The organism is Homoserinimonas sp. OAct 916 (assembly GCF_003260275.1).
Taxonomy (GTDB): domain Bacteria; phylum Actinomycetota; class Actinomycetes; order Actinomycetales; family Microbacteriaceae; genus OACT-916.
The window spans coordinates 126467-152148 of the sequence record NZ_QJHB01000007.1 but is presented as its reverse complement, the minus strand read 5'-3'; the positions used below and the strand labels follow the sequence as shown (position 1 = coordinate 152148).

Below are 25682 nucleotides of genomic sequence, written 5' to 3'. Positions count from 1 at the left end.
GGCAGACCCTTGATCCAGTGGTTGATACCGCTGTCAATCCGGGCGTCTCGTCCGGGCCGGACGGCAGGTTTCACCGGTGCCGGCAGCTCTGACCGGGAGTGGCCCCGTGCCACCAGGTTGCGGCGCACTCCGTCAACGCATATCATTGAACGCTGGCTGAGTGGTATCCACACTCGCCCTGTGCGCAGACTCCCTTCTTCATCATCGAATGGTTTCGTGCGCGCCGACAAGAAATCTTGGGTAGGGCAGTTTCCCCTACGGTAACTAATAAGGAGAAGTCCATGGCAGCAACCTGCCAGGTGACCGGGGCCGTTCCAGGCTTCGGGCACAGCATTTCGCACTCGCACCGCCGCACCAAGCGGCGTTTCGACCCGAACGTGCAGAAGAAGACCTATTTCGTTCCTTCGTTGCGTCGCAACGTCACGCTCACGCTTTCGGTGAAGGGCATCAAGACGATCGATGCCCGCGGAATCGAGTCCGTGGTCAAGGACCTACTTGCTCGTGGGGAGAAGATCTAATGGCCAAGGCACAGGACATTCGTCCGATCATCAAGCTTCGTTCCACCGCCGGCACCGGGTACACCTACGTGACCAAGAAGAACCGCCGCAACAACCCTGATCGTCTCGTGTTGAAGAAGTACGACCCCGTCGTACGCAAGCACGTCGAATTCCGCGAGGAGCGCTAAGCATGGCCAAGAAGAGCAAGATTGCACGTAACGAGCAGCGCAAGGTCATTGTGGCCCGCTACGCCGAGAAGCGTCTCGAACTGAAGAAGGCGCTCGTCGACCCGAACGGCACCGACGAGTCCCGCGAGGCGGCCCGCGTCGGCCTGCAGAAGCTTCCGCGCAACGCGTCGCCGGTTCGCCTGCGCAGCCGCGACGCCGTTGACGGTCGTCCCCGCGGTATGCTCACCAAGTTCGGCATTTCGCGGGTACGCTTCCGCGATATGGCGCACCGGGGCGAGTTGCCCGGTATTACCAAGTCAAGCTGGTAAATTGACCAACGGCCGAGACACGGCCGGTTCTTGAGAAGAAGTCATGTCTCAAGTTCACTGCAGATAGCTGTATCAACAGCACAACGTCCGAGGAGGACACTCAATGGCTGACAAGTCACTCAACAAGACAGAGCTCGTTGCCGCAGTAGCTGCCGATTCCGGGCAGAGCCAGGCCGTGGTTTCGAGCGTGTTCGATGCCCTGTTCAACAAGCTCGCCGATTCGGTTTCGAACGACGTCAAGGTCAGCATCCCCGGCTGGCTCTCCGTTGAGCGCACCTCGCGTGCCGCTCGTACCGGTCGCAACCCGCAGACCGGTGAGGCCATCCAGATCGCCGCCGGTCACGGTGTGAAGATCAGCGCCGGCTCGAAGCTCAAGGCAGCTGCCAAGTAGTCTTCGTCATGGATTGAGCGCGTGGCCCTGTTCGGCCACTCACGTTCTCAGCAGGGGATTCCCGCCTCACGGCAGGGGTCCCCTGTTTCGTTCCCTCCGCCGGTCCTGAGCACAATTTCGCCCACCGTGTCGCCCTATTGCAGTGAAGTGGGGGCGGATGCCAGCACTCGGTGTTTGCCCAACCAGGCAGGATAAGGTTCATCAGTGCCCAGAGTCCTCAGCATCCTCGCGCCCGCCGGCTTGCTTGTGGTTGCGGTGCTCTCGCTCATCTGGGCCCTCGCTTTCGGCGGTGCCGCCAACGCACAGTTGTTGGCAGATCCCGGCGCCGCGGTGCGGTTTGGTCTGCCCATCGCCAAGCTCGTGGTCAACCTCGGCGTCGCCGGCACGATCGGTGCCCTGGTGTTCGCCTGTTTCGCACTCAGCCCGAAGCAGCCCGAGTTCGATCGGGCGCTCGATGTCGCTGCGGGCTCGGCTGCGCTCTTCACCGTGTCGTCGGGCGCGGTCGCGTTCTTCACCTTCCTGAACATCTCGGGAGTTGCGCTCAGCTTCGACAACGACTTCGGCGCCAAGTTCGGCCAGTTCTTGACCGAGATTGCGGTCGGTCAGGCCTGGCTGGCCACCACCCTGATCGCAGCGGTCGTGACGGTTCTCTGCTTTGCCGTTCGCAACCAGATCGCTCTCGCCTTCGTGACCGGTTTGGCGTTGTTCTCCCTGTGGCCGATGGCCGAGCAGGGCCATGCCGCCGGTGCCTCGGGGCACGACGCGGCCGTTACGGGCCTCGGCCTGCATCTGGTTTTCGCGGCGACCTGGATCGGTGGGCTGCTCACGCTCATTCTCATCCGCAAGTCACTCGGTGCCCAGCGGGTCATCCCCGTCATCGAACGCTATTCGTCGATCGCACTTCTGAGTTTCATCCTCATCGCCATCTCCGGGTTCGTCAGTGCCGAACTGCGGGTCGGTGTCCTGGCGAACCTGTTCACCCCCTACGGTGTGCTCGTGCTCGCCAAGTCGAGCGTGCTCATCGTGCTCGGCTTCTTCGGTGTCATCCACCGCCAATACTTCATTGCCGCAATGCGGCGCAGCCAGAAACCGCTCGGCTCACCATTCTGGTGGCTGGTCACGGTGGAGCTGGCATTCATGGGGGTTGCCACAGGAATTGCAGCGGGTCTGGCGCGTACGCAGACACCGATCAGTCAGGAGCTGAGCCCGACGCGCACCGCCGCGCAGGTGCTCACCGGTGACCCACTTCCGCCGGAACTCACCCCGATGCGGTACCTCACCGAGTGGCGCTTCGATCTCGCGTGGATGCTCATCTGCGCCTTCGGAATCTTCTTCTACCTGCTGGGTGTGCGACGCATGAAGACGAGGGGCGACCATTGGCCGGTTCTTCGCACCATTTCCTGGATACTCGGGTTGCTCGTGCTCTTCTACATCACCAACGGTGGTGTGAATGCGTACCAGAAGTACCTCATGTCCAGTCACATGCTGGGCCATATGGCGCTGGGCATGGTGGTACCCGTGCTGTTGGTCCCCGGGGCACCGGTGACCCTGATCATGCGGTCTGTGGCCAAACGTTCCGACGGCTCCATGGGAGTGCGGGAATGGGTGCTGTGGGCGGTGCACTCCCGTTTCGCGAATTTCGTGGCGAACCCGATCGTGGCAGCCGTCATCTTCGTGAGCTCGCTGTGGGCGTTCTACTACACGCCGCTGTTCCGCTGGGCGATGTCGACGCATATCGGCCATCAGTGGATGATCATCCACTTTCTTCTCGCCGGGTATCTCTTCGTGCAATCGCTCATCGGGATCGATCCCGTGCCGTACAGGCTCTCCTACCCGTTCCGGGTCATGCTCCTGGTGGGCACCATGGCGTTCCACGCCTGGTTCGGGGTGGCCATGATGAACGGAACCGGACTGCTGATCGCCGACTGGTATGGGGCGATGGGCAGACCCTGGGGAGACAGTGCGATCATCGACCAGCAGAACGCGGGTGGTATCGCCTGGAGTGTGGGGGAGATTCCGACGATGATCCTGTCGATCATCGTGGTCGCGATGTGGAGTCGCAGCGATGCCAAGGAGTCGAAGCGCCTCGACCGACGGGCAGATCGAAACGAAGACGCCGAGCTCAAGGCGTACAACGAGCAACTCGCTCGCCTGGCCGAGCGGGATCAGAACACCCCGGTCCGCTGACGCTGTCGTGGCGTCCGCTGCTGGCGGCTCGAGTCACAGGTTCACACAATCTGGCCCACGACAACGTGCCGACGCCGGCTGGTTTCAGGCCGGCGGCTCACACCACCCGGATGTCGAGCGACCCGTCCGGGCGAATGGACGCGGTGAGGCTGATCGTGAAGTCGATCGTGGCATCGAGTTCGCTGACCGTTCCGTCGAAGAGCGACAGCACCTCACCGCGCAGACGGGCCTGCCCACCCGTCGCGTCCATCTCCCAGCGGTGCTCACCCGGGGTGAGGCTCACCGGCGGGTAGGTGCTGATGCTCCAGGACGGCAACCCGATCAGCCGGTTCTCGATGAAGTGGCCGAACGGGCATCCGGCCGGCTGCAACACCTCTTGCTTGGCGCAGGCATCAAGATATTCGTTCACCTCGGCCTGTACGGCGTTCACGAACTCGTCGTTTGCGGCGGCGTCAACTTCCACCTCGGTCGTGCTCCCGGGTTCAGTCACCACTGTCGACACGGGAGCCGCGGACAGCAATCGCGATTCGTGCGAGAACGTGTAGTGACCGGGGCTGAAGACCAGGTAGTCGGCGGCGCTCAGAAAACCGGCGGGCTGTTCGGGATGGGTGGTGCGGGTGTCGAGCAGGAGGCCGTTCACCTCAAAGATGTTCTCGTGCAGCACCGTGAGGTTCACCGCGGCCAGCGGGCTGGTGGTGAAGGTCCAGGTGTTGAACAGGCCGAGCCTGGGTTCGGTGGCTTCGACTCGGTAACTGCTGGTTCGAAGGTCTTGCGACGAATCCAGTCGATAGCTCATCGTGACCAGATGGGTGCCGTCGGCCGACACCTCGTCACCGACCACCTCGATCTCTTGGATATTCGCCGTCATTGAACTGCGTAACAGCACCCGGGCGGCGTCGGCCGGCAACCCAGCCGCAACCGCCTCGGTGGGGTTGAGGTCGACACCCGGAAACGCAAGGGCCGCATCGGCGTCGTGCCGGTTGAGCGCATTCAGATACTCGTGCACGAAATCGGCGGCGCCATAGACGGTGCGGTTCACCGAACCAACGGCCGCAGCGGCGGCAAGGGCGAGCAACACTGCCACCATCGTCCAGACGAGGAGCGGAACCAGTAGGCCGCCGGATCGCCGGGCCACGTCGGGCGTCGGATCGAGCGGCGCCGCACTGTCTTCGGCCGCACCATCTTCGGCGGGATCACCATCGCCGTTCGGCTCGGGGCTCGAGACGAGGTTCACGGCGGGGCCGGGAATCGTGCCTGAGTCGTCGATCATAGGCTTCATCCTAGGGCGCGGCCTATGGGTAGACGCTGTAAAGTGAACGGGATGACCCGGCCCAATCTCTCCCCCGAACAGGCCGCCATCTACGACCGGATCGAGCATTCGCGGGACAACTTCTTCGTCACCGGCCGTGCGGGCACCGGCAAGTCCACGCTGTTGGGGCACCTCGCCTGGAACACGGAGAAGCAGATCGTGATCTGCGCGCCGACCGGGGTGGCCGCACTGAATGTGGGCGGCCAGACCATCCACTCGCTCTTTCGGCTGCCGATCGGGGTGATCGCCGACCAGGAGATCGACCAGACCCGGGAACTGCGCAGCCTTTTGAACAGTATTGACACGCTGGTGATCGACGAGGTCTCCATGGTGCACGCCGATTTGATGGATGCCATCGATCGCAGCCTGCGAAAGGCTCGGGGCAAGGAGATTCCTTTCGGCGGCGTGCAGGTGATCCTGTTCGGGGATCCCTACCAATTGGCGCCGGTGCCCGGTGGCCCCGACGAGCGTGCCTACTATGCGGACCGGTACCGCTCCCTGTGGTTCTTCGATGCCCTCGTCTGGCAGGACGCACCACTGAATGTGGTGGAGTTGACCGAGATCCACCGCCAGCGCGATGATGAGTTCAAGGCGATGCTCACCGCGGTTCGCCACGGCGTGGTCACCGCCGAGATCGCCCACAGACTCAACGAGGCCGGCGCCCGCCCGGCCCCCACAGATGGCACGATCACCCTGGCCACCCGCAACGACGCGGTGGCACGCATCAACGTCAGGGCGTTGGCAGAACTCCCCGGAAGGTCGCTGAAGTCGGTGGCCGAGGTGAGTGGCGACTTCGGTGGGCGGGCTCTTCCGGCCGACGAGGTGCTCGAATTGAAGGTCGGCGCACAGGTGATGTTTCTGCGCAACGACTCGGAGCAGCGCTGGGTGAACGGCACCATCGGGCGTGTCTCCAAGATCCGGGGATCGGTCTTCGTCGAGATCGACGGCGATGTGCACGAAGTGGATCCGGTCATCTGGGAGAAGCACAAATACAGCTACTCCCCGGCCACAAAGAAGCTCAGTAAAGACGTGATCGGTGAGTTCACGCAATTTCCGCTGCGCCTGGCGTGGGCGGTGACCATTCACAAGTCGCAGGGGCAGACCTACGACAAAGCGATCGTGGACCTCGGCTCACGCGTCTTCAGCCCCGGCCAGACCTACGTGGCGCTCAGTCGTGTGACCACCTTGGACGGGCTCTACCTGACCCGGCCGATCAAGCCGGCCGACATCATCATCGACAGCGATGTGAAGCGGTTCATGGAACTTCCCCGGGACATCTGACGTAGAATCCTCTGTGCGCCACAATGGTGGCACTGAGTCAAGGAGTGGGGCAGGCATGGGGAGAGCGACCCGGAGATCCACGCGGCTGCTGTCGTTGATGCTTGCCGCCGGACTCATTGGGGGCCTGTCCGCGTGCAGTGCGAGTGACGCACCCGCCGCCGACCCGAAACCGAAGCCGGCCGGGGCATTCTCCCCGGAGACGGTGACGCAGATGGAGGATGCCGTTTCGAACGCGGTCGCCGCGGCCGGGGCATCCGGGGCTGTGGCCGGCGTGTGGGCGCCGTGGGCAGGAACGTGGGAAGCGGGCATCGGCGCAACCGACCGCACCGGTGGCAAGCCTGTGACCACCGACATGCACTTTCGGATCGGCACCGCAACGCGGGCCATGACGTGCACCGTGATGCTGGCCGTCGCCGACCAGGGAACCATTTCGATCGACGACACCGTCGACAAGTATCTGCCCGGCACCCCGGGTGTCGAGGGTATGACGTTTCGGCAGTTGTGCCACAACACGAGCGGGATCGGCGATTACACGCCCCAGCTGAAGCAGGCCTTCGTCAGCAATCCGGAACGGATCTGGCCGCCGCTCGAACTGCTTTCTTCGGGCTTGCCCCTCAATCGAACCGGGGAGCCGGGAGCGAAGTACTCCAGCTCGAACACGGGGTTCATCCTGCTCGGCATGGCGCTGAAGGCAGCCACCGGGAAGACCTGGCCGGAGCTCTATCAGGAATACATCTTCGGACCATTGGGAATGGCGAACACGTCCTATCCGACAGCTGACGACCTCTCGATCCCCACCGAGCACCCCGAGGGCCTCGCCTTCGAGGTGGATGCCAAGGGTGCCCCGATCTGCGATGCGCCGACCAATGTCACCAGCCTGTCGAATTCGATGTTCGGAGTCGCCGGAGGGGTCATCTCCACCCTTGACGACTCGAAGACTTTTGTGGAAGCCCTGTCACGCGGATCCGTGCTCTCGGACAAGGCGCACCAGGAACAGATGGAGCTCGTCCCGTTCAGCGACAAGACCCCGGAAGGCAACGGTTGGGGTCTGGGTCTCGACAAGACCGGCCCCCTGCTCGGGGCCACAGGCGACATCCCCGGGTACATGGTGTCAATGCTCACTGATCCGGAGTCCGGGCTCACCGTCGTCGTGGCCCTGAACAACTCCGCGGCCAACGCGGTGCTGGCATTGCAGCTGGGCAAGCAGCTCGCGGCGATCGCCGCTGCGGCACCGGTCACCATCACTGGCACCGCAGAGGCCCCCACCATCCCGTGGACCGCCGCCGACACAGCGGCAGAGGTCGTACGGCGCGGGGTGTGCCAGCCCGGTACCGACGGCGGATAGGGCACATTTCCCCGGGGAGGCTCCGCAACTGGACCAGGCCGCTCGCCCTTGCCGCAGCGCCGATCCTGTTGGTGCAGGCGCGCACGGTGAAAAGGCGGATCCCGATCCTCCCTGAGGCACCCGGCCCCGCGACCGGAACCGTCGAACCGAACGACTCGATGCCGGTTGTGAAAAACGCGCTTCCGCGGTCGCTCCTGGTCTTCGGGGAGTCGACGGCAGCCGGTGTGGGCGCCCGAAGCCACAACGCTGGGATCGCCGGCGCCCTGTCGAGGGAACTGGCGCTGGGCGGTTCACCGGTGCTGTGGTCGGTGATCGCACGCACCGGGTACACGAGTGCGGTGGCGTGCGCCGAGCTTCTTCCGCGTCTGAGCGGCTTCCACGATGACGTGGTGGTTCTGCTCGGCGTCAACGACACGCTCGCCCTCACTCGTTCGAAACGGTGGCGGCACGACATCATCTCTATCATCGAAGCGGTGCAGCACCATCTGAACCCGGGCGGGCGCATCGTGTTGGCCGGCGTGCCCCAGATTTCCGGATTCCAGGCCCTGCCGCAGCCGACGCGGGCGCTACTGGGCTGGCACGCGCGCAGCCTGGATGCTGTGTTGCGAGAGATCGCCGATACCAGGGCGCACGTTTTTCATGTGGCCTCCCCGGGCGTTCCCTCCCGTGGGTTGCTGGCAGCCGATGGGTTTCATCCGTCTGAGGCCGGATACCTGGCCTGGGCGGCACAGTTGGCGCCCGCCCTTCGCCGGCCGAACTTCACACACTGACCGCACGCGCGACGGCGCCGTCGAGAGCTCTGGGCCGCGTGGCCATCGCAACGAAGGTCCGGGCGAGAGATTCTCAGTATTTGTTGAGGAATACTTTGCATCGCGCCCCGAACAGGGGTATAGTCATATCCAGCGGCTGAGCGCGATAACCCGAATATCGTGTTCAGCCGCTCTCTCGTTCCCGCCCCTCACCGCGCTTCGCGCCAGTGGGCACGCTTCGCTCCCGTTCGAACCGGCGCGAGGGGTTCCCCCGGGCGCGCACCGGTCTGGCGCTCACTGAGCGCGGCGAACCCGCAAAGAGGGGATGCACCGGTCGGCGTCTCCGATCTAGACTGTGGCCCTAAGGGGTCAGGCGAATGCGGGCGAGGACATACTTCAGTGGCGCGGCGATCGGCGCCCTGCTCGTGGGCGCGCTCCTCGGAGCGGGAGTGTTTTTCGTTTCGGCCGATTCGGGCACTTCCGCGGCCACGGGCACCGAATACCCCGGCTGGGTGAAGTCGGCCCAGGCAGCCGCCGACGGCGACGCTCTCCGGGCGCGCGGTGGGGACCCTGTCATCGCCCGGCTGGCCGTCTCCCGCAACGCCGCAGATGGTCCAGCGCGCGCACTGCGATTGAACGTCGCGGCCGCGGACTACCGGCAGCAATTCGAACGATCGCAGGCGGCCGCAAATTCGGCAGCCGTGAATTCGGTGAACAAGCAGGCAGCGGGCACCACCGGGCAGGAAGGGGCCACAGAGCCGGGGAATGCGGCACCCTCGACATCCGTCGCCGGGATCCCGGCAACCACGACGCTCGTCTTCGTCGGCGACCCCGCGTGGGCGAAGGCGTATGCGGCCTACGCGGTGTACGCGTGGGGTTGGAGCGGCGGCGAGTACACCTGCCTGGATTCATTGTGGGAGCGCGAGTCGAACTGGCGCGTGAATGCTTACAACCACGGCAGCGGTGCATACGGGATCCCCCAGTCGTTGCCCGGCGACAAGATGGCGACTGCAGGCAGCGACTGGCAGACCAGCGCGGCCACCCAGATCGATTGGGGGCTGGGCTATATCGCCGCCCGCTACGGTGCACCGTGTGGGGCGTGGGCGCACTCGGAGAGCGTCAATTGGTATTGACGCGAACTCCGCACACATCAATCGGCCTCGTCTTCGGTGCTGAGCGCCCGTGTGAACGGGCGTGAAGTCTTTTGGCTGGTGCCACCCGGTGAGAAGGCCGCCTGATTCGGGTGTCGGGAGATTCTGATCCGACCGTGCCAGACTGGGCACATGAGTTCCAAGGAGCAGAACACGACCGGCGCATCGGACGAGACCAAGCGCAAGTTCCGTGAGGCGCTGGCCCGCAAGCAGAAGTCGGCCGCAACCGGCGAAGGCGAAGCGCACCTCGACGGCAAGGGCCAGGCCCAGCGTTCGCAGGGGCCGGCCACCCACCAGCGCGAGTTTCGGCGCAAGAGCGTCTGATTCGCTGGGTCTGATCGCGGAGACCGATCACAGGTCCGAGCTACACCGGTTTCGTACAGCCGGTCTGACCGGTCAGTGGCCGATGTAAGCCGCGAGGTGCTCGCCGGTGATGGTTGAACGGCTGCCAACAAGGTCGGCGGGGGTACCCTCGAACACGATCCGACCACCCTCGTGGCCGGCCCCCGGCCCCAGGTCGATGATCCAATCGGCGTGCGCCATCACCGCCTGGTGGTGCTCGATGACGACGACCGACTTTCCCGAGTCGACAAGCCGGTCGAGCAGTCCGAGTAGTTTCCCGACATCGGCGAGATGCAGACCGTTGGTCGGCTCGTCGAGCACGTAGACGTCGCCCTTCTCGGCCATGCGGGTGGCCAGTTTGATGCGCTGGCGCTCGCCGCCGGACAGTGTGGTCAGGGGCTGGCCGAGGGACAGGTAGCCGAGGCCGACATCGGCGAGCCGGCCCGTGATCGCGTGGGCGGCCGGAATGCGGGCTTCTCCGACTTCAAAGAATGCCTCTGCCTCGATCACCGACATCTCCAGGACTTCGGCAATGTTACGGCCGCCCAGCGTGTATTCCAGCACCTGCGCCTGAAACCTTCTTCCCTCGCATTCTTCGCAGACGGATTCGACAGTGGCCATGATGCCCAGGTCGGTGTAGATGACGCCTGCGCCGTTGCAGGCCGGGCAGGCGCCCTCGGAGTTCGAGCTGAACAACGCCGGTTTCACCCCGTTCGCCTTCGCAAAAGCCTTGCGGATCGGCTCGAGCAGGCCCGTGTATGTGGCGGGATTGCTGCGTCTGGAACCGCGGATCGCTCCCTGGTCGACCACCACGACACCGTCGCGGCCGGCAACTGCTTGCGCTGAAGAGTCGAGAGAGGGGCCGTCTGACTGGATCAGTGAACTCTTGCCGGAGCCGGCGACCCCGGTGATCACGCAGAGCACGCCGAGCGGGATGTCGACGTCGATGTTTTTGAGGTTATGGGTGGACGCTCCTCGGACCTCCAGCGCAGCGGTGAAGGAGCGCACCGAGTCCTTGAGCCGCGCCCGGTCATCCAGGTGGTGGCCCGTCACCGTGTCACTCTTTCGCAGCGCGGCCACGGTGCCCTCGAAGCAGACTGTGCCTCCGGCTGTGCCCGCGCCGGGGCCCAGGTCGATGACGTGGTCGGCGATCTGGATCGTCTCGGGCTTGTGCTCCACGACGAGCACGGTATTGCCCTTGTCGCGCAGCTGCTCGAGCAGGGTGTTCATCCGTTCGATGTCGTGGGGGTGCAGGCCGATGGTGGGTTCGTCGAAGACGTAGGTGACGTCGGTGAGCGAAGACCCGAGATGGCGCACCATCTTCGTGCGCTGCGATTCTCCACCGGAGAGGGTCCCCGATGGCCGGTTGAGGGAGAGGTATCCCAACCCGATGTCCACGAACGAGTCCAGGAGGTAGACCAATCCCGACTGCAGCGGCGCCACCGACGGTTCGTTAATGTCACGCACCCAGTCCGCGAGGTCACTGATCTGCATCGCGCTGGCCTCGGCGATGTTCTTGTCCAGAATCTTTGACGATCTGGCCACTGCGCTGAGCCTGGTGCCATCGCACTCCGGGCAGGTCGTGAAGGTCACAGCGCGCTCGACGAATGCGCGGATGTGCGGCTGCATCGCGTCGACATCCTTCGAGAGCATCGACTTCTGGATCTTCGGAATCAGGCCCTCATAGGTCAGGTTGATGCCGTCGACCTTCATCTTGGTCGGCTCCTTGTAGAGCAGGGCATCCAACTCCTTCGTGCTGAAGTCTCGGATAGGTTTGGCCGGGTCGAAGAACCCGCTGCCCCGGTAGATACGGCCGTACCAGCCGTCCATGCTGTAACCGGGAACCGTGAGGGCTCCGTCGTCGAGGGACAGCGAGTCGTCGTACAGGGCCGACAGGTTGAAATCGGTGACCGCACCCGTTCCCTCACACCGGGGGCACATGCCTCCGACGATGGCGAAGTCGCGCCGCTCCTTGACCGTCCTGCCGCCGCGCTCAAGGGTCACCGCCCCCGCCCCGCTGATGGAGGCGACGTTGAAGGAGAACGCCTGTGGCGAGCCGATGTGCGGGCTGCCCAGCCGGGAGAACAGAATCCTCAGCATCGCGTACGCGTCGGTGACGGTGCCGACCGTTGAGCGCGGGTTGGAGCCCATGCGCTCCTGGCCGACGATGATTGCCGTCGTCAGGCCGCTGAGCAGGTCGACGTCTGGCCTCGCCAGGGTGGGCATGAAACCCTGTACGAACGAGCTGTAGGTCTCGTTGATCATTCGTTGCGACTCGGCGGCGATCGTGTCGAAGACCAACGAACTCTTGCCCGAGCCCGAGACCCCGGTGAACACCGTCAGCCGGCGCTTCGGGATCTCCACGGTGATGTTCTTGAGGTTGTTCTCGCGGGCACCCTGTACGCGAATCACGTCGTGGCTGTCGGCGGGGTGCACCTGCGTCGATGCTGTGTGGTTCTGTGCGGGGCTCATCGTGCCTCCATCTGTGGGCTCAGCCTGGGCCCCGTCGGTGTTTCGCATGACCAGAATAACTGGGAAGGTTTGACCGGCCTCCGTTCGCCCGCAGAATGGAGTGCTTCACATCCCGGTCGGTAGCGCGGTCGGCCAACGAAGTGAGGCGGGAGACGGAAGCGTCGCCGCCTCAGTCCGAATGCCGCACGATGTTGATGACGTTGCCATCCGGCGCCCGAACGAGGAACCGGCGCACCCACCAACTACACCCTTCGTGGCTACCTCGACCGGCCGCGGTGGCGGGCAGAGTAGCGTCGATACGTTGCTGGCGGCTCCGTTCAGGCTCCCTTTTTTCCTGACGATCGGGCACGAATGGTGAACGTCTTGCCAGCCTCCTCGTGTGGGGGACAGCCGCCTGATTCAGCGCGTGGTGGACCCGCGCACGATCAGCTTGTTCTCCACTATTGGGGCGGGGCCGTTCTCGTTTCCCTCGAGCCGCGCGAGTAGAAAGCCCACGGCCGCCTTCGCCGACGCCTCGGGTTGCAGGTCAACCGAGGTTATCGGCGGAGTGCTGTTGCGCGTCTGCTCGGAGTCTGACCCAGCGACGACCATCACCTGGTCCGGAACCGAGAATCCGGCTTTCTGAAGTCGCCGTTGCAGCCCCGCGGCGTGCCGTCCGGTGAGACAGTAGACCGCGTCCGGGAGGGGACCACCAAAGTTCAGCATGGATTCTGCGACCTCGCGGCCCCCCGCTTCTCCTGAGCGTTCGTCCTTGCTGTAGACGATGGCCGTCTGGTTGCTCTCACGAGCCCACTGCCGATACTCCGACTCGTTGTCAGCGTTCCAGGCATTGGCATCTGTTCCTCGCACCAGCGCGACCGTCTCGGCCCCCTGCTCCTGAACGTGGGAGAGCACCGACCCGATGTCGTGCGAGTCGGCGACCCAGTCGCGGAACTCCGGGCGCTCGATATCGCGTCCCACGGCTACCAGCGGGGTTCCCAGCCGGTTCAGCAACGCGATCACCGGATCACTGGCAACCGGGTCGGCGATGATGAAGCCGTCAAGGGCCAGCGCGATCTGTGGGGCGTCGGGAGTTGACGGATCGCGAACGAGCATGAGCCCATAACCCCTGTCCAGGGCCTCCACCGCGGCCGCCCCGGCAAACCGCATGAAGTAGTCGACCCCCTCCGGCTGGTACGAGTCGAGGTCATCGAGCGGGCGGATGACAAGACCCAAAACGCCCAGCCTGTTGCTGCGCAGGCCACGAGCGATCGCGTCGGGGCTGTAACCCAGTTCGGTCGCCGCATCACGCACGCGTTGCCGGGTGGCGGTTGCCACCACGCCCTTGTCGTTCAGTGTGTGAGAAACGGTGGTGATTGAAACGCCGGCTGCGCGGGCAACATCATGAATGGTGGGTCGACGTCTGATCTGACTGCTGCTCACTCTCTGACCCTACTAGCAAGGTCACAAAGTCAAAACGTTTTGGTCAGAGTTGGACCAAAACGTTTTGGTCAGTTAGTGTCACAAGAATGTCGCGCTTCTGCGTGACGGATGGACCGTGCAGACAACGTGAGTTTGAGGAGCAATTTCAATGAAGAGACAACTGCTGGCGATTCCGGTCGTTCTGGCCCTGGCGCTCACTGCGTGCGCATCGGGCAACCAAGGAGCCACGAACGGGGCCAGTGGCGCGCCCGACGGCACCGGCACCGACTTGAGCAATCTTCTGGTCACCACCCCGGCCGCCACGGGAGACCTTGACCTGGTTTCGTGGAACCTGCCATTGGGCGAGCCCGCCTCGCTCGACCCGATCAAGGCATTCAACTACCCCGAGAACACCGTCGTCTCCAACCTGTGCGAGGGGCTCATGCAGTTGCAGCCCGACTACAGCATCGAGCCGGGACTGGCCGAGAAGGTCGACAGCCCGGACGCGGCGACCTACGTCTACACGATTCGTCAAGGCGTCACGTTCTGGGACGGCCAGGCGATGACTGCCGATGACGTTCTCTTCAGTCTCAACCGTCACCTCAACGCGGATGAGGGCAGCTACTGGGCCGGTGGAATCGTCTCCAACATCGCGTCGATCGAAAAGACGGGTGACTGGGAGATCACGGTTACGCTCAAGAGTCCCGACTCCACCTTCAACTCCTACATGGTCACTCCGCTCGGAACCGTCGTCGAGAAGGCGCAGCGCGAAGCCGCCGGCGAAAACTACGGCAACCCCACGGGTAAGGTCATGTGCACCGGCCCGTTCTCTGTCGGCGACTGGAACCAGGGCCAGAAATTGTCGCTCATGCGCAATGACAACTACTGGAACGCCGACAAGATGGCGAAGACCGCGCAGATCGACATCAACTTCATCGTCGATTCGGCCGCCATCGCGAACGCACTGTCCACCGGCGAGCTCGACGGTTCGTACGACCTGCCGCTCAGCGCGCTGAGCACCCTGGAAAACTCCTCCAACGGGTCGCTGTACCTCGGGCAGTCCTTGCAGATGCTGGCGATCATCGGCACCGGAAACGGCGCGTTCGCCGACCCGGCCGTGCGCCAGGCGCTGATGATGGCCACCGACCGCGAAGCCATCGCCGCCACGGTGTTCGAAGGCACCGCCACGGCATCGCGCTCGCTGGTTCCCAATAATGGTTGGGCCTACGGAAATGACGTCTTCGCTGCAGGACGCGACACCCTCGCGCCGACCGCTGTCGACATCGACGGGGCGAAGGAAGCCCTGAAGAGCGCGACGACCGACCTGTCGCAGCCCATCAAGATCGTCTACCCGTCCGAGCGAACCTATTACGCCGACATCATCTCGGAGATCGCCAACGGCGGCAAGGCGATTGGTCTCACCGTTGAGCCCGAAGGCGTGCCCAGCGCGCAGTTCGGTGCGTTCTTCTCCGACCCGAAGGCACGCGAGGGCCACGACGCGTTCGTGACGAACAACTACATGGACGTTCCCGACCCGCTCGCCTTCCTGCGCACCATCGTCGGTACCGGTGGATCGCAGAACTACAACGGCTACAGTGAGGCCGCCGTGGACGACCTCATCGCCCAAGCTGCCGCTACAGGTGACGACAATGAGCGCGCCGACCTGGTGAATCAGTTGCAGGAGCGCGTCATGACCGACCTGCCCTGGATTCCGATCGTTGACCCGTCGGTGCGACTGTTCATGAGCAACCGAGTGACCGGTGCCCCGGCCTCGTTCGTCTACCTCTACTACCCGTGGGCGGCTGACGTCGGCGCCTCCGGCAACCAGTAGGAGCCAACGCCGTTATCCGGCAGCTGACATCGGTGGCGCCTGGGGGGGGTCGCCACCGATGTCAGCACGGCTCGAACTTCGCAGCCCGATGAAACAACGCACCGTAGAAAAGGAACGCCGTTGCCTCTGATCTTCGTCGTACGCAGACTCGCCGCGCTGATCGGTGTGCTCATCGTGTCCAGCTTCCTCGTGTTTGCGGCCATGTATGCGGCCCCGGGAAGCCCAGAGAACTTCCTGGTGCAGGGCAGGACGGTCACGCCGGAGGTGCTCGCCGCCATCCGCAAGCAGTACTCGCTGGACGACCCGTTCTTTGTGAGATTCTGGAACTGGTTCACCAATGTGCTCCAGGGCAACTTCGGTCAGTCCCTGTCCAACAGGCAGGATGTTGGAGACCTCCTTGCGAACCGACTGCCGACCACACTCACCCTGGTGCTGCTCGCCGCCATCCTCATCGTCGTCCTGGGTATCGCGCTCGGCGTGATCGGAGGACTCCGCGATGGGGTGGCTGACAAGATCATCATCCTCGGCTCCAACGTCGGATTCGCCGTTCCAACGTTCTTCGCCGCACTGATACTGATGAGCATCTTCAGCGTTGGGCTCGGCTGGTTCCCCGTCTTCGGCTCCGGGGTTGGTGTCGTTGACCGAATCTGGCACCTCACACTGCCGGCCCTCGCCCTCGCCCTCCCGTCGTTGGCCGTTGTCGCTCGAATCACGCGCACCGCGATACGCGAGGAGCGTCACTCCGAGCACGCCGTGATGGCCAGCGCGCGCGGTGTGCCCGCCCGACTGGTCCTCGGCCGCCACATCATTCGCAACTCGATGCTTCCCGTGAGCACCGTCGTCGGCGTGCATATTGCCGGTTTGATCGCAGGCGCCTTCGTGGTCGAGTACGCATTCACACTCGATGGGATCGGCACCCTGCTGGTGAACGCCGTGCAGAAGAAGGACTTCGCCGTCGTACAGGCCATCGCCATCATCCTCGTCGCAGCCTTTGGGATCATCAACCTGCTCGTCGACCTGCTGTATGCGTCAATAGACCCCAGGGTGCGACTGGGGGCGGCACGATGAAGGCGCTCGCCAAACGGCTGGGCCCGATCGGCGTCGGTGCTGCCTTCATTTTTGCCATCGTGGTGGTGGGCGCCCTGCTCGCCCCGCTCATAGCCCCCTACGATCCGACAATCGGCTCGGTCACGCAACGTTTCCAAGGCCCCAGCCTCGATCACCTCTTCGGCACTGACCAAGCGGGCCGGGACATCTTCTCGCGGATACTCTGGGGCGCTCGATCGAGCCTGGTCGGCCCGCTCATCGTTGTTGCGGTCACCGGGGTACTGGGCACGGGGATCGCATTGACGAGCGTCTGGTGGGGAGGGGCCGTCGACTCGGCGATCAGTCGCGTACTCGATCTGCTCTTCGCGTTTCCGAACCTGTTGCTGGCCATGCTCGCCATTGCCGTGTTCGGGCCGAGCCTGACCACAGCCGCGCTTGCGTTGTCCATTTCGTACATTCCCTACACGGCGCGCGTGATTCGAAGCATGGCACTTCGGGAGCGCAACCTCGCCTACGTGCGTTCGCCGCAGCTTCAGGGCATCTCCGGGGCCGTCATCACCGCGCGGCACCTGGTTCCCAACGTGGCCCCGCTCATCATTACCGGAGCAACCATCAACTTCGGGTTTGCGATGATCGAGATCGCTGCCCTCAGCTTCCTCGGATTGGCCGTGCAGCCGCCTCTCGCGGACTGGGGGCTGATGGTCTCGAACGGGCAACAGTCCCTGCTGAAGGGCTACCCGGCCGAAAGCATGCTGGCCGGACTGTTCATCGTTCTCACCGTGGCATCACTGGGTTACATCGGCGAACGCCTCGGCGGTCGCGCCGCCGCCGGAAGGAGGTCGTGATGCTTGACGTACAGAATCTCTCCATGACGATCATGATCGAAGACGCCGCCGTGCCGATCCTGCGTGATGTCTCGCTGCAGGTCGCGGCCGGGGAGTCGATCGGTCTCGTCGGCGAGTCGGGCAGTGGAAAGTCGATGACGCTCCGATCGATCCTGCGCATCGAACCCGAGAACGCCACGGTTTCTGGCCGCATCACCCTTGATGGGCTCGATGTGCATTCGTTGCGCGGCGAGGCCCTGCGCCGCATGCGCGCAACCGACGTGGCGATGATCGCCCAGAACCCGCACGCGGTTCTCAATCCCGTGCTGCCGGTCGAACGCTACCTGATCGAGGGCATGCACGACGCCCAGGGGGTGCCGCGACGACAGGCGCGCCTGCGGGCGGGCGAACTGCTGGAACAGGTCGGTATCGAGAGAATCGACCTTGTACTGGGTTCGTACCCGCACCAGCTCTCGGGGGGCATGTTGCAGCGCGTCGTGATCGCAGGGGCAATCGCCGGTGAGCCGAAGCTGCTGCTCGCCGACGAGCCGACGACTGCGCTTGACGTGACCACGCAGGCAGAAGTGATGGCGATCCTTGACGAGTGTCGGCGTGAGTTGGGCATGGCGATGCTGTTCGTGACGCACGACCTCGACCTGGCGGCATCCGTCTGTGACCGAATCAATGTCATGAAGGACGGAGAAATTGTCGAACGGGGAGTTCCCGAGCAGCTGCGGGATCATCCGGAACACCCCTACACGCGCGTGCTCATGGAGTCGCGCCCTGCCACTGTGATGTGGGCATCGAATCGCGAGGCGGAGGTGGCGCATGACTGAGGCCATCATCAGCGTCGACCAGTTGACCAAGACGTTTCGCGGGAAGCGGTCTCGCGACTCAGTGACCGCTGTCGACGCTGTGTCGATAGCAGTGCAGCCGGGCACGTGTCTTGCGGTTGTCGGCGAATCCGGGTCGGGAAAGACCACGCTGGCGCGCATCATCGTCGGGCTCGAGACCGCCGACACGGGAACCGTCAAGCTCGGTGGAAAAACCGTCGCCCGACGCGCGAACCGTCGAACCCTGCGCGCGCGTGCACGAGAGATCCAGATGGTATTCCAAGATCCGCAGAGCTCACTCAACCGCAGGTTGCGGGTGCAAGTCGCAGTCGACGAGGTGCTTCGCGCCCACACGCCCCTCAATGCGAAACAGCGCCGCGCGCGATGTCGGGAGCTGTTCGAACAAGTGGGTCTGGAAGCTCGGCACCTCGATGCCATTCCCGACGAACTCTCCGGTGGCCAGCGGCAACGTGTCGCGATCGCCCGTGCGCTCGCGGCCGAACCGTCGATCATCGTTCTCGATGAGGCGGTGGCCGCGCTCGACGTCACCGTTCAGGCACAGATCCTCAAGCTTCTCGACGAGCTGCGTCGTTCGAAGGGCCTCACCTACCTGTTCATCACCCACGACCTCTCGGTCGTGCAGATGATCGCGGACGAGGTGGTGGTCATGCGTCGAGGGAGCATCGTGGAGCGGGGCACGACGGCCCAGGTGCTCGGGGACCCGCAGCATCCGTACACCCAATTGTTGCTGGAGTGCGCTCCGCGCCCCGGCTGGAAGCCGAAACGGGGCGTCATTCGCGCCCTCCGAGAGGAAATCGCCTCATGACCAGGCCCGTCGGGGACGTTGTACTCATCAATTCCGAAGATCCTTTTGAGCGAGGGCAGCAAAGGGGCGCAGCGATTCGCGGGACCCTGCGCGAGGGCATCAACGTCTACCTCGACCTGTTCGAGACCGTCGGTGTCGACCGCGAGACGGTTCGGCGGCAAGCCGAGAACGCCGTTTCCGTCACGGAAGGCTGGCATGCTCCGCTCGCTGAGGAGATGCGCGGCACCGCAGAGGGCGCCGGCTTGGAGGTGTGGCAGATCGCCGCGCTGAACGCCAGAACGGAGATCCTATCCGGGGCGACGCGGGGTGACTCCACGGGAAGTGACGTGACGCGCCCCGGGGAATGTTCCACGATCGTGAGCACCGTCCAGAGCCCGGTCGGTGTGCAGACCTGGGACTGGCATGAGGAGCTCGCTGATTGCTGGCACCTGCAGAGCGTTCGCGGAACCCCGCGGGCCTTTGTCGGGCTGACTGAACACGGCATCCTGGGCAAGATCGGCATCAATGATGCCGGGGTCGGGGTGATGTTGAACATTCTCGGTCACCGGTCCGACCGTGTCGAGGGCGTGCCCGTGCACCTGCTTTGTGCGCGAGTTCTCGCCGAGGCGTCCTCCCTGGCCGAGGCGATCGATATTCTGCGGTCCGCGCCGGTGACGACCTCAAGCACCATCTCGGTGGTGAGCCCCGAAGAGGCCGCCATGGTCGAGTTGAGCCCTGACGGATCGGCGGTGTTGCGACCGCGAGACGGCGTCTTGCTGCACACGAATCACTTTCTCGACGCCCGACTCGCGGCCGGTGAGAAGCCAGGAATGTACGAGCCGGACTCCCAGCACCGGCTCGATGTCTTGGCCGCGCGCGTCGCGAGTGCGACGATGCCGGTGGCGACGGCCGAGCTCGTTCCCTACCTGCTGTCAGCGCCGGGCGATGTGGCGCAACTGTGTTGTGTGCCGGCTCCTGGCGCCGTGTTCGGCGACCGGTGGGCAACCCTGGCGACGATCGAGCTGGATGCCGAGGCGCATGCCATGACCGTCACCGCCGGCTCGCCGGTCGACGTGGTCGCCGGCGCAGAGTCGGTGCGGCTGGTGGCCCAGAGCGGCTCGTCGACGGACACGACGCCCTGAGCGGAGAGCCCCAAATGACACGGTGACACCGGAACGAATCGGCGAACCAAGCGGCGGTGCGGTTTGTGTCGTCGGGGCACTCTCATTTCTCGCCGTAAAGGACGATGCAGTTTCGGGACCGTGAAACCATGGCGAAGAGCACGGAAGAATATGTTTTCGTCGTAGGAAAAACGCCAACCTCCGAAGAGTGCCAACATACTGCTTGTCGTGATGGCGCTCCGTGCGACCGCCACAGTCGAAGATGAGCGATGACCCGACGACGTGGCTGTGGGCGACGACTCTCCAGTCTCAACTTGGTTGAGAAAAGCCTCATCTTGGTTGAGAACTGACAATGGAGCGAGTGACGGGAATCGAACCCGCGCTATCAGCTTGGGAAGCTGAAGTTCTGCCACTGAACTACACTCGCGTGCACTGCGATTCCAGCGAAAATTCGGAATTTCAGGCGACTCCAACACTAGTCGGTCGAAAGTTCTCGGCCAAACTGATTCTTCCTGAAAATGGCCGCTGCCTTCGTGAGTCCCGGGGGTAACAACGGCGGTGACGACACGGCCACAACCCAGCGGAAGTGATGTTCGTTTTTCGCCTCCGACGACGTCAGATCCAGCGTCGCGTGGGCGTGACCACGGCCCCGACCACGGCGGCTTTCGCCACTGGTGAGCGACCTCGCGATACGGGCAACGAGTGCCGATGTCGACCAACGCATGCCAGTCGAGATGCGCGTATACATCACCGAAAACGGGTGATGCTTCGAAATTGGGCGGGGTCATGACACGGGAAGACCTCATCCCGTTCGGATGACGCCGAGATTGGTCGAGACTCTTACGCTTGCGATAAGTAGGCACAGCTTCGTATGGCCCGCGCGAACCCAGACACGAATGGTCGAGCGATGGGCGCGGGCTGGGACGACCCCCTGAAATCCCGGTTAGGCGGCAGCGAAATGGCTCGAGCAACAGCTGCGAGGGTGCAAAGCGAAGGAGAACGCGCGTGACCCCATTCAACTTTGCACTGCTTGCGTTCGTCATCGATCTCGCAATCAAGATCGCGGCGCTGATCATCATTCCCAAGGGCCGAAAACCCACCGCGGCGATGGCGTGGATTCTCGCCATCTTCTTCATCCCCTATCTGGGTCTTCTTTTCTTCTTTCTTCTCGGCAGTCCGAAATTGCCGAAGAAACGCCTGGAAAAGCAGGTGAAGATCAATGAGATGATCGCCGCAAGCGTGCCGAACGTCGACCTGGTCTCGGATCGGTCGGCCTGGCCACACTGGCTTGAGAACATCACTCGAATGAACCAGAACCTGGGGGCTGTGCCCATGGTCAGCGGCAACACCGCTCGGCTGATCGACGACTACAACGGCGGCTTCATTCAGATGGCCGCCGAGATCGACACAGCGACCACCTTTGTCCACGTCGAGTACTTCATCGTTTCGTGCGACGCCTCCACCCAACCGTTCTTCAGCGCCCTCGAGAACGCGGTGAAACGCGGAGTGACTGTGCGGGTGCTGGCCGACCACCTGTCATCGCGCAAAGTGCCGGGGAGCAAGGAAACATTCGCGCTCCTGGACCGGATCGGCGTCAAGTGGGCCTACATGCTGCCGGTGATGCCGTTCAAGGGAAAGTATCAGCGGCCCGACCTGCGCAACCACCGCAAGCTGGTGGTGGTCGACGGCCGAGTGGCCTATATGGGCTCACAGAACCTGATCGACCGCACCTACAACTCGCCCAAGAACATCAAACGCGGACTGCTGTGGCAAGAGCTCATCACCAGGGTGGAAGGCCCGGTCGTCTCGGGAATCAACGCGATCTTCCTGAGCGACTGGTACGCCGAGACCGACGAGTTGATCGAAAATGAACGTGTTGTGGTCACCGATATCGCCGCGAGCTCAGGCAGTGACGCACTCGACTGTCAGGTTGTTCCGAGTGGCCCCGGCTACGAGGGGGAGAACAACCTCCAGCTCTTTCTCGGGCTGCTGCACTCGGCTCAGAAGAAGGTCATCATCACCAGCCCATACTTCGTGCCCAATGAGGCGATGTTGTACGCGATCATTGCGGCCAGGAAGCGTGGTCTTGAAGTGCAACTGTTCGTATCAGCAATCGGTGACCAGGGCCCGGTCTTTCACGCCCAGCGCTCCTACTACAGCCCCCTGCTCGAGGCGGGCGTCGAGATCTGGCGCTACCCGGCACCGTACATCCTGCATGCCAAGCATCTTTCGATTGACGACGATGTTGCGGTCATCGGCTCGAGCAACATGGACATCAGATCATTCTTGCTTGACATGGAGATCTCGATGCTGGTGTACGGCACGAGTTTCGTCGACGAGATGCGCGCGGTCGAAGCCCACTACCGCGAGATCGGCAGCCAGCTCACACTTGAAGAATGGAACAAGGAACCGTGGCAGTCGACAGCCCTAGACGGCCTGGCGCGGCTGACTTCGGCGCTGGAGTAGCGGTGAGGAATGCCCTTCAGAAGGGGGCATGGTGGGTCGCAGATTATGCGTTCGTCGCCTACTGGCAATGCCGCGCCATTTTCGGGCGTGCCCGCGTCAATGACTACCGCTCGGGCCAGAAGCGGCCCGTCCTGGTGATCCCGGGGGTCTGGGAAAGATGGTCGTTCATGCTTCCGCTGGTGCGGGCCGCACACAGCGCCGGTCACCCCGTCTTCGTGGTGACAGCGCTCGGCGGAAACCGCGCGCCCGTCGACGAATCTGCCCAGACGGTGGCGGCATTCATCCAGGCAAATGACCTCGAAGACGTTCTGATCGTTGCGCACAGCAAGGGCGGACTCATAGGAAAGTACGTCATGGCCTACAGGGATGAGCGGTGTCGAATCACCGGAATGGTCGCCGTCAGCACCCCGTTCAACGGCTCCAACTATGCGCGCTTCCTGATGCTTCCGAGCCTTCGGGCATTTTCCCCCGACGACCCGACGGTCCGTCGTCTGGCCGCCTCTCGCGAGGTCAACCCGCGGATAGTCTCCGTGTATGCGCAATTCGACCCTCACATTCCAGGTGGCAGCGGGTTGCTCGGGGCACAGAACATCGAGCTTCCGACAGGCGGCCACTTTCGAATCCTTGCAAAGCCGCAAACGTTCGAGATCGTACGTGAAAGGGCGTCGGCACCCCCATCAGCCGACTGGGCGGCTCGGCGGGTGGAGTGAGCCGCGGTGAACCTCCACCAGCCGAGAGAACCCCGGTGAGTCGGGATCGCCTACGATCGGCTGATCGGCCATGAACAGCCGAATGATGTGTGACAGCTCTCGCGGGTTGCTGAAGTTGATCGCGTGCGCGGCGCCCTCCATCAGCACCACGAGAACGTGATTGTCAGAGCGGCCTGCGACCTCTTGCACGCGGTCGGAATGCGGCATCAGCGGGTCCCTTTCGCCGAGGACCACCAGGGTGGGGATGTGCAGGGAGAGCAGGCGCTCGAGGGAGGGGTACCGGGTGAGCGCCTTGAACATGCGCACTGTGCTGGGGACGCCGAATCGTAAATAGTCTGGTGTGGCCACTCGAATCATCTTTCGAGGCTCACGGGAACCATCGCGGGCGAGCTGGCCGACAGCGACCCGCAGCGGCTGGTTGTAGATTCCGCCCGCCGGCGACACCAGTACCGCACGATCGATCCGTTCGGGATAGTGATAAGCGAAATCGCAGATGATGGGGCAACCCATCGAGTTGCCGACCAGCGTCGCCTTCTCGATGCCGCGATTATCGAGGAACCGGGCTGCCGCGTGGGCGAGGTCGACGACGTCGAGGGGGTGCGGTGGCTTCCCGCTTCGGCCGAACCCCGGCAGGTCGGGCACGAGTGTGTGAAACTCGTCTTTGAGAAGCTCGGCGGTCGGGAGCAGGTAACGGCCCGAGAGCCCGAACCCGTGCAGGTGCATCATCACCGGCGCGTCCGGTGGAACCTCGGACTCCCGGTAGAAGACGTCGATGCCGTCGACGCTCGTCCATCGTTCTGCCAGCGCAGAGGCCGGGTGCCTGGGGAGCTTGCGTTCTCGTGCTCCGGATGCGGAAACTTTCCGAGATTTCGCGGCCACTTTCGACTCCGATCGCATAGAGGTGTTTCGCGCAGCCTATTCCCGCTCGCTGCCGGCGTGGAGCGCGGGGCTGACCCAACCTCTCAAGCCGATTGTGCGCTTCTTGAACGGGGGTCGCATCATCCGCACTGGGTGATCCGACGCGGCAATCGCGGCGGTCTCTCATGCGCACTCCCGGCGTACCCGCCGAGTAGCCCTGTCGTCATGGATCCATCGGTAGAGTATCAACTGTGCTTCTCTCAGATCGCGACATCAAAGCGGAACTCGCCGCAGGCCGCATCCGGCTCGACCCGTTCGTGCCCGAGATGATCCAGCCGGCGAGTGTCGACGTGCGCATCGATCGGTATTTTCGGCTGTTCGACAATCACAAGTACCCCTATATCGACCCCGCCGAGGATCAGCCCGAGCTCACCCGCCTCATCGAGGCGAAGCCGAACGAGCCGTTCATCCTGCACCCCGGCGAATTCGTGCTGGGCTCCACCTATGAGGCCGTCACCCTGCCCGATGACATCGCAGCCCGGCTGGAGGGAAAAAGTTCACTCGGCCGACTCGGGCTGCTCACCCATTCGACCGCTGGATTCGTCGACCCCGGGTTCTCGGGCCACGTCACGCTGGAGCTGAGCAACATGGCCACCCTGCCGATCAAGCTCTGGCCTGGCATGAAGGTCGGGCAACTATGCTTCTTTCGCCTCACCTCGCCGACCGAGCGGCCTTATGGCTCGAGCGAGTACAAGTCGCGCTACCAGAACCAACGCGGCCCCACGGCCTCCCGCTCACACCTCAACTTTCACCGCACCGACGTGTCTGCCACCGACGCGGGCAAGGCCGGCGAGTAGCCCCCACCACCGCGATTTCGTCGCGTGTGAGCGGCGAGCGACAGCCGTGCGGTCGAGTGATGGGCGCGCGCGGACAACTTTCAGCCGGATGGGTATCGGTGGGCGGTGACGGGGCGGTCAGCCTTCGGCACTGCGGTCAGCCTTCGGCCCTGCGGTCAGCCCTCGGTCCAGCGGTCAACCCTCGCTCCAGCCGAGGTTGCGGGCCATGCGCTCCAGCACTCTGACGGTGGTGGCATACTCCTCGTCGCTGACACCGTCGCCGACCAGGGTGCGGTAGTCAGCCACCACCACAGCAAGCCTGGTGCACGCCATGCGGCCGCGGTCGGTCAAGGCATAGGTCGATGCGTCCAGGGTCACCCAGCCGCTTTCCACCAGTTCACCCAAATGGTCGGCGGATGTCTCACCCGCTGCCTGGTCGAGGAAAGGGGCGACCTGGGCATCGAGCTCGGCCACCGAGGCGGAGGCCGATGAGAGCAGGTTGAGCAGTTGCCACTGTCGCCTGGTCACTCCGTGTTCGTGGAGGGTGACAGCGAACTGTTCGTCGACCAGTCTCCCCAGCAGGGTGAGCCAGAATCCGATCGGGCGTTCGGGTGGGGCCTCGTCGGACCCGGGGGGTACGGTGCTCATGTCGCCAGCCTAACCAAGCCGCCGACGGGTGTCACGAACGTGCGCCGTGCGTCGCCGTAGCCACTGCCACTCGCGGATTCAC

At 63.8% G+C, this 25682-nt stretch carries 24 protein-coding genes and 1 tRNA gene; 19 read left to right on the top strand and 6 right to left on the bottom strand.

Annotation, left to right across the window (positions count from 1 at the left end; all coding sequences use genetic code 11):
- Positions 1 to 281 precede the first annotated feature (281 nt).
- The 5 genes from rpmB to DL891_RS09805 all read left to right on the top strand — a co-directional run bounded on the left by rpmB (position 282) and on the right by DL891_RS09805 (position 3571).
- Positions 282 to 518: a 50S ribosomal protein L28 gene (rpmB, locus tag DL891_RS09825; protein WP_111720254.1), complete on the top strand. Its 237-nt coding sequence runs from the start codon at positions 282 to 284 to the stop codon at positions 516 to 518.
- Entirely contained in the window at positions 518 to 685 is a 168-nt protein-coding gene (rpmG, locus tag DL891_RS09820; RefSeq protein WP_090711641.1) for a 50S ribosomal protein L33, read from the top strand. Before rpmB ends, rpmG begins: the two co-directional genes overlap by 1 nt.
- A 2-nt stretch (positions 686 to 687) precedes the next feature.
- Positions 688 to 993 carry a 30S ribosomal protein S14 gene (rpsN, locus tag DL891_RS09815; RefSeq protein ID WP_111720253.1) on the top strand — a complete coding sequence of 102 codons (306 nt, stop codon included), beginning with the start codon at positions 688 to 690 and terminating at the stop codon, positions 991 to 993.
- Between the two features lie 103 nt (positions 994 to 1096).
- Positions 1097 to 1384 (top strand): HU family DNA-binding protein, encoded by a 288-nt coding sequence (locus DL891_RS09810; RefSeq protein ID WP_111720252.1) that lies wholly within the window; start codon positions 1097 to 1099, stop codon positions 1382 to 1384.
- 204 nt (positions 1385 to 1588) lie between these two features.
- Positions 1589 to 3571: a cytochrome c oxidase assembly protein gene (locus DL891_RS09805; protein WP_198668839.1), complete on the top strand. Its 1983-nt coding sequence runs from the start codon at positions 1589 to 1591 to the stop codon at positions 3569 to 3571.
- A 97-nt stretch (positions 3572 to 3668) separates the two neighbouring features.
- Here the strand turns inward: DL891_RS09805 and DL891_RS09800 are convergent, their stop codons facing one another.
- Positions 3669 to 4841, bottom strand: a complete 1173-nt coding sequence (locus tag DL891_RS09800; RefSeq protein ID WP_111720251.1) for a hypothetical protein — start codon at positions 4839 to 4841, stop codon at positions 3669 to 3671.
- A gap of 51 nt (positions 4842 to 4892) precedes the next feature.
- Here DL891_RS09800 and DL891_RS09795 point away from each other — a divergent pair, with 51 nt between their 5' ends.
- The 5 genes from DL891_RS09795 to DL891_RS09775 all read left to right on the top strand — a co-directional run bounded on the left by DL891_RS09795 (position 4893) and on the right by DL891_RS09775 (position 9730).
- Positions 4893 to 6161, top strand: coding sequence for an ATP-dependent RecD-like DNA helicase (locus tag DL891_RS09795; protein ID WP_111720250.1), 1269 nt, complete (start codon positions 4893 to 4895; stop codon positions 6159 to 6161).
- Between the two features lie 55 nt (positions 6162 to 6216).
- Positions 6217 to 7506 (top strand): serine hydrolase, encoded by a 1290-nt coding sequence (locus DL891_RS09790; protein WP_111720249.1) that lies wholly within the window; start codon positions 6217 to 6219, stop codon positions 7504 to 7506.
- An 86-nt stretch (positions 7507 to 7592) separates the two neighbouring features.
- On the top strand, positions 7593 to 8276 hold the full coding sequence (locus tag DL891_RS09785) for an SGNH/GDSL hydrolase family protein (protein WP_157962467.1): 684 nt from the start codon (positions 7593 to 7595) through the stop codon (positions 8274 to 8276).
- 356 nt (positions 8277 to 8632) lie between these two features.
- The gene (locus tag DL891_RS17485) at positions 8633 to 9388 is read left to right on the top strand and encodes a phospholipase (protein ID WP_232819100.1); all 756 of its coding nucleotides are present in this window, start codon (positions 8633 to 8635) and stop codon (positions 9386 to 9388) included.
- A 150-nt stretch (positions 9389 to 9538) separates the two neighbouring features.
- The gene (locus DL891_RS09775; protein WP_111720247.1) at positions 9539 to 9730 is read left to right on the top strand and encodes a DUF5302 domain-containing protein; all 192 of its coding nucleotides are present in this window, start codon (positions 9539 to 9541) and stop codon (positions 9728 to 9730) included.
- Positions 9731 to 9802: 72 nt separating this feature from the next.
- Here DL891_RS09775 and DL891_RS09770 read toward each other — a convergent pair whose 3' ends face one another.
- Both DL891_RS09770 and DL891_RS09760 read right to left on the bottom strand, forming a co-directional pair.
- Positions 9803 to 12220, bottom strand: a complete 2418-nt coding sequence (locus tag DL891_RS09770; protein ID WP_111720340.1) for an excinuclease ABC subunit UvrA — start codon at positions 12218 to 12220, stop codon at positions 9803 to 9805.
- 399 nt (positions 12221 to 12619) lie between these two features.
- Positions 12620 to 13642, bottom strand: coding sequence for a LacI family DNA-binding transcriptional regulator (locus DL891_RS09760; RefSeq protein ID WP_111720246.1), 1023 nt, complete (start codon positions 13640 to 13642; stop codon positions 12620 to 12622).
- 148 nt (positions 13643 to 13790) lie between these two features.
- Between DL891_RS09760 and DL891_RS09755 the strand changes: the two genes are divergently transcribed.
- From DL891_RS09755 to DL891_RS09730, 6 genes are all read left to right on the top strand, one after another.
- Complete coding sequence (locus DL891_RS09755; RefSeq protein WP_111720245.1) at positions 13791 to 15452, top strand: ABC transporter substrate-binding protein; 1662 nt, start codon at positions 13791 to 13793, stop codon at positions 15450 to 15452.
- Positions 15453 to 15572: 120 nt separating this feature from the next.
- On the top strand, positions 15573 to 16520 hold the full coding sequence (locus tag DL891_RS09750; RefSeq protein ID WP_232819099.1) for an ABC transporter permease: 948 nt from the start codon (positions 15573 to 15575) through the stop codon (positions 16518 to 16520).
- The gene (locus tag DL891_RS09745; RefSeq protein ID WP_111720244.1) at positions 16517 to 17344 is read left to right on the top strand and encodes an ABC transporter permease; all 828 of its coding nucleotides are present in this window, start codon (positions 16517 to 16519) and stop codon (positions 17342 to 17344) included. The genes DL891_RS09750 and DL891_RS09745 overlap by 4 nt, the downstream gene beginning before the upstream one ends.
- Positions 17344 to 18159 carry an ABC transporter ATP-binding protein gene (locus DL891_RS09740; protein ID WP_111720243.1) on the top strand — a complete coding sequence of 272 codons (816 nt, stop codon included), beginning with the start codon at positions 17344 to 17346 and terminating at the stop codon, positions 18157 to 18159. Before DL891_RS09745 ends, DL891_RS09740 begins: the two co-directional genes overlap by 1 nt.
- On the top strand, positions 18152 to 18982 hold the full coding sequence (locus DL891_RS09735) for an ABC transporter ATP-binding protein (RefSeq protein ID WP_111720242.1): 831 nt from the start codon (positions 18152 to 18154) through the stop codon (positions 18980 to 18982). Before DL891_RS09740 ends, DL891_RS09735 begins: the two co-directional genes overlap by 8 nt.
- The gene (locus DL891_RS09730; RefSeq protein ID WP_111720241.1) at positions 18979 to 20103 is read left to right on the top strand and encodes a C45 family peptidase; all 1125 of its coding nucleotides are present in this window, start codon (positions 18979 to 18981) and stop codon (positions 20101 to 20103) included. Before DL891_RS09735 ends, DL891_RS09730 begins: the two co-directional genes overlap by 4 nt.
- 332 nt (positions 20104 to 20435) lie before the next feature.
- Here the strand turns inward: DL891_RS09730 and DL891_RS09725 are convergent.
- Positions 20436 to 20509: transfer RNA gene (locus DL891_RS09725), tRNA-Gly, on the bottom strand.
- Between the two features lie 578 nt (positions 20510 to 21087).
- On the opposite strand from DL891_RS09725, the gene cls reads away from it, so the two are divergent.
- Both cls and DL891_RS09715 read left to right on the top strand, forming a co-directional pair.
- Positions 21088 to 22548 (top strand): cardiolipin synthase, encoded by a 1461-nt coding sequence (cls, locus tag DL891_RS09720; protein WP_111720240.1) that lies wholly within the window; start codon positions 21088 to 21090, stop codon positions 22546 to 22548.
- Positions 22549 to 22550: 2 nt separating this feature from the next.
- A complete protein-coding gene (locus tag DL891_RS09715) occupies positions 22551 to 23258 on the top strand; it encodes a triacylglycerol lipase (RefSeq protein WP_111720239.1) in 708 nt (235 codons plus the stop codon).
- Here the strand turns inward: DL891_RS09715 and DL891_RS09710 are convergent.
- Complete coding sequence (locus DL891_RS09710) at positions 23226 to 24137, bottom strand: alpha/beta fold hydrolase (RefSeq protein ID WP_232819098.1); 912 nt, start codon at positions 24135 to 24137, stop codon at positions 23226 to 23228. The two genes, DL891_RS09715 and DL891_RS09710, sit on opposite strands and share 33 nt — an antisense overlap.
- A 230-nt stretch (positions 24138 to 24367) precedes the next feature.
- Here DL891_RS09710 and dcd point away from each other — a divergent pair, with 230 nt between their 5' ends.
- Positions 24368 to 24973 carry a dCTP deaminase gene (dcd, locus tag DL891_RS09705; protein ID WP_111720237.1) on the top strand — a complete coding sequence of 202 codons (606 nt, stop codon included), beginning with the start codon at positions 24368 to 24370 and terminating at the stop codon, positions 24971 to 24973.
- A gap of 174 nt (positions 24974 to 25147) precedes the next feature.
- Here dcd and DL891_RS09700 read toward each other — a convergent pair whose 3' ends face one another.
- On the bottom strand, positions 25148 to 25600 hold the full coding sequence (locus DL891_RS09700; protein WP_111720236.1) for a MarR family winged helix-turn-helix transcriptional regulator: 453 nt from the start codon (positions 25598 to 25600) through the stop codon (positions 25148 to 25150).
- Positions 25601 to 25682: the final 82 nt, after the last annotated feature.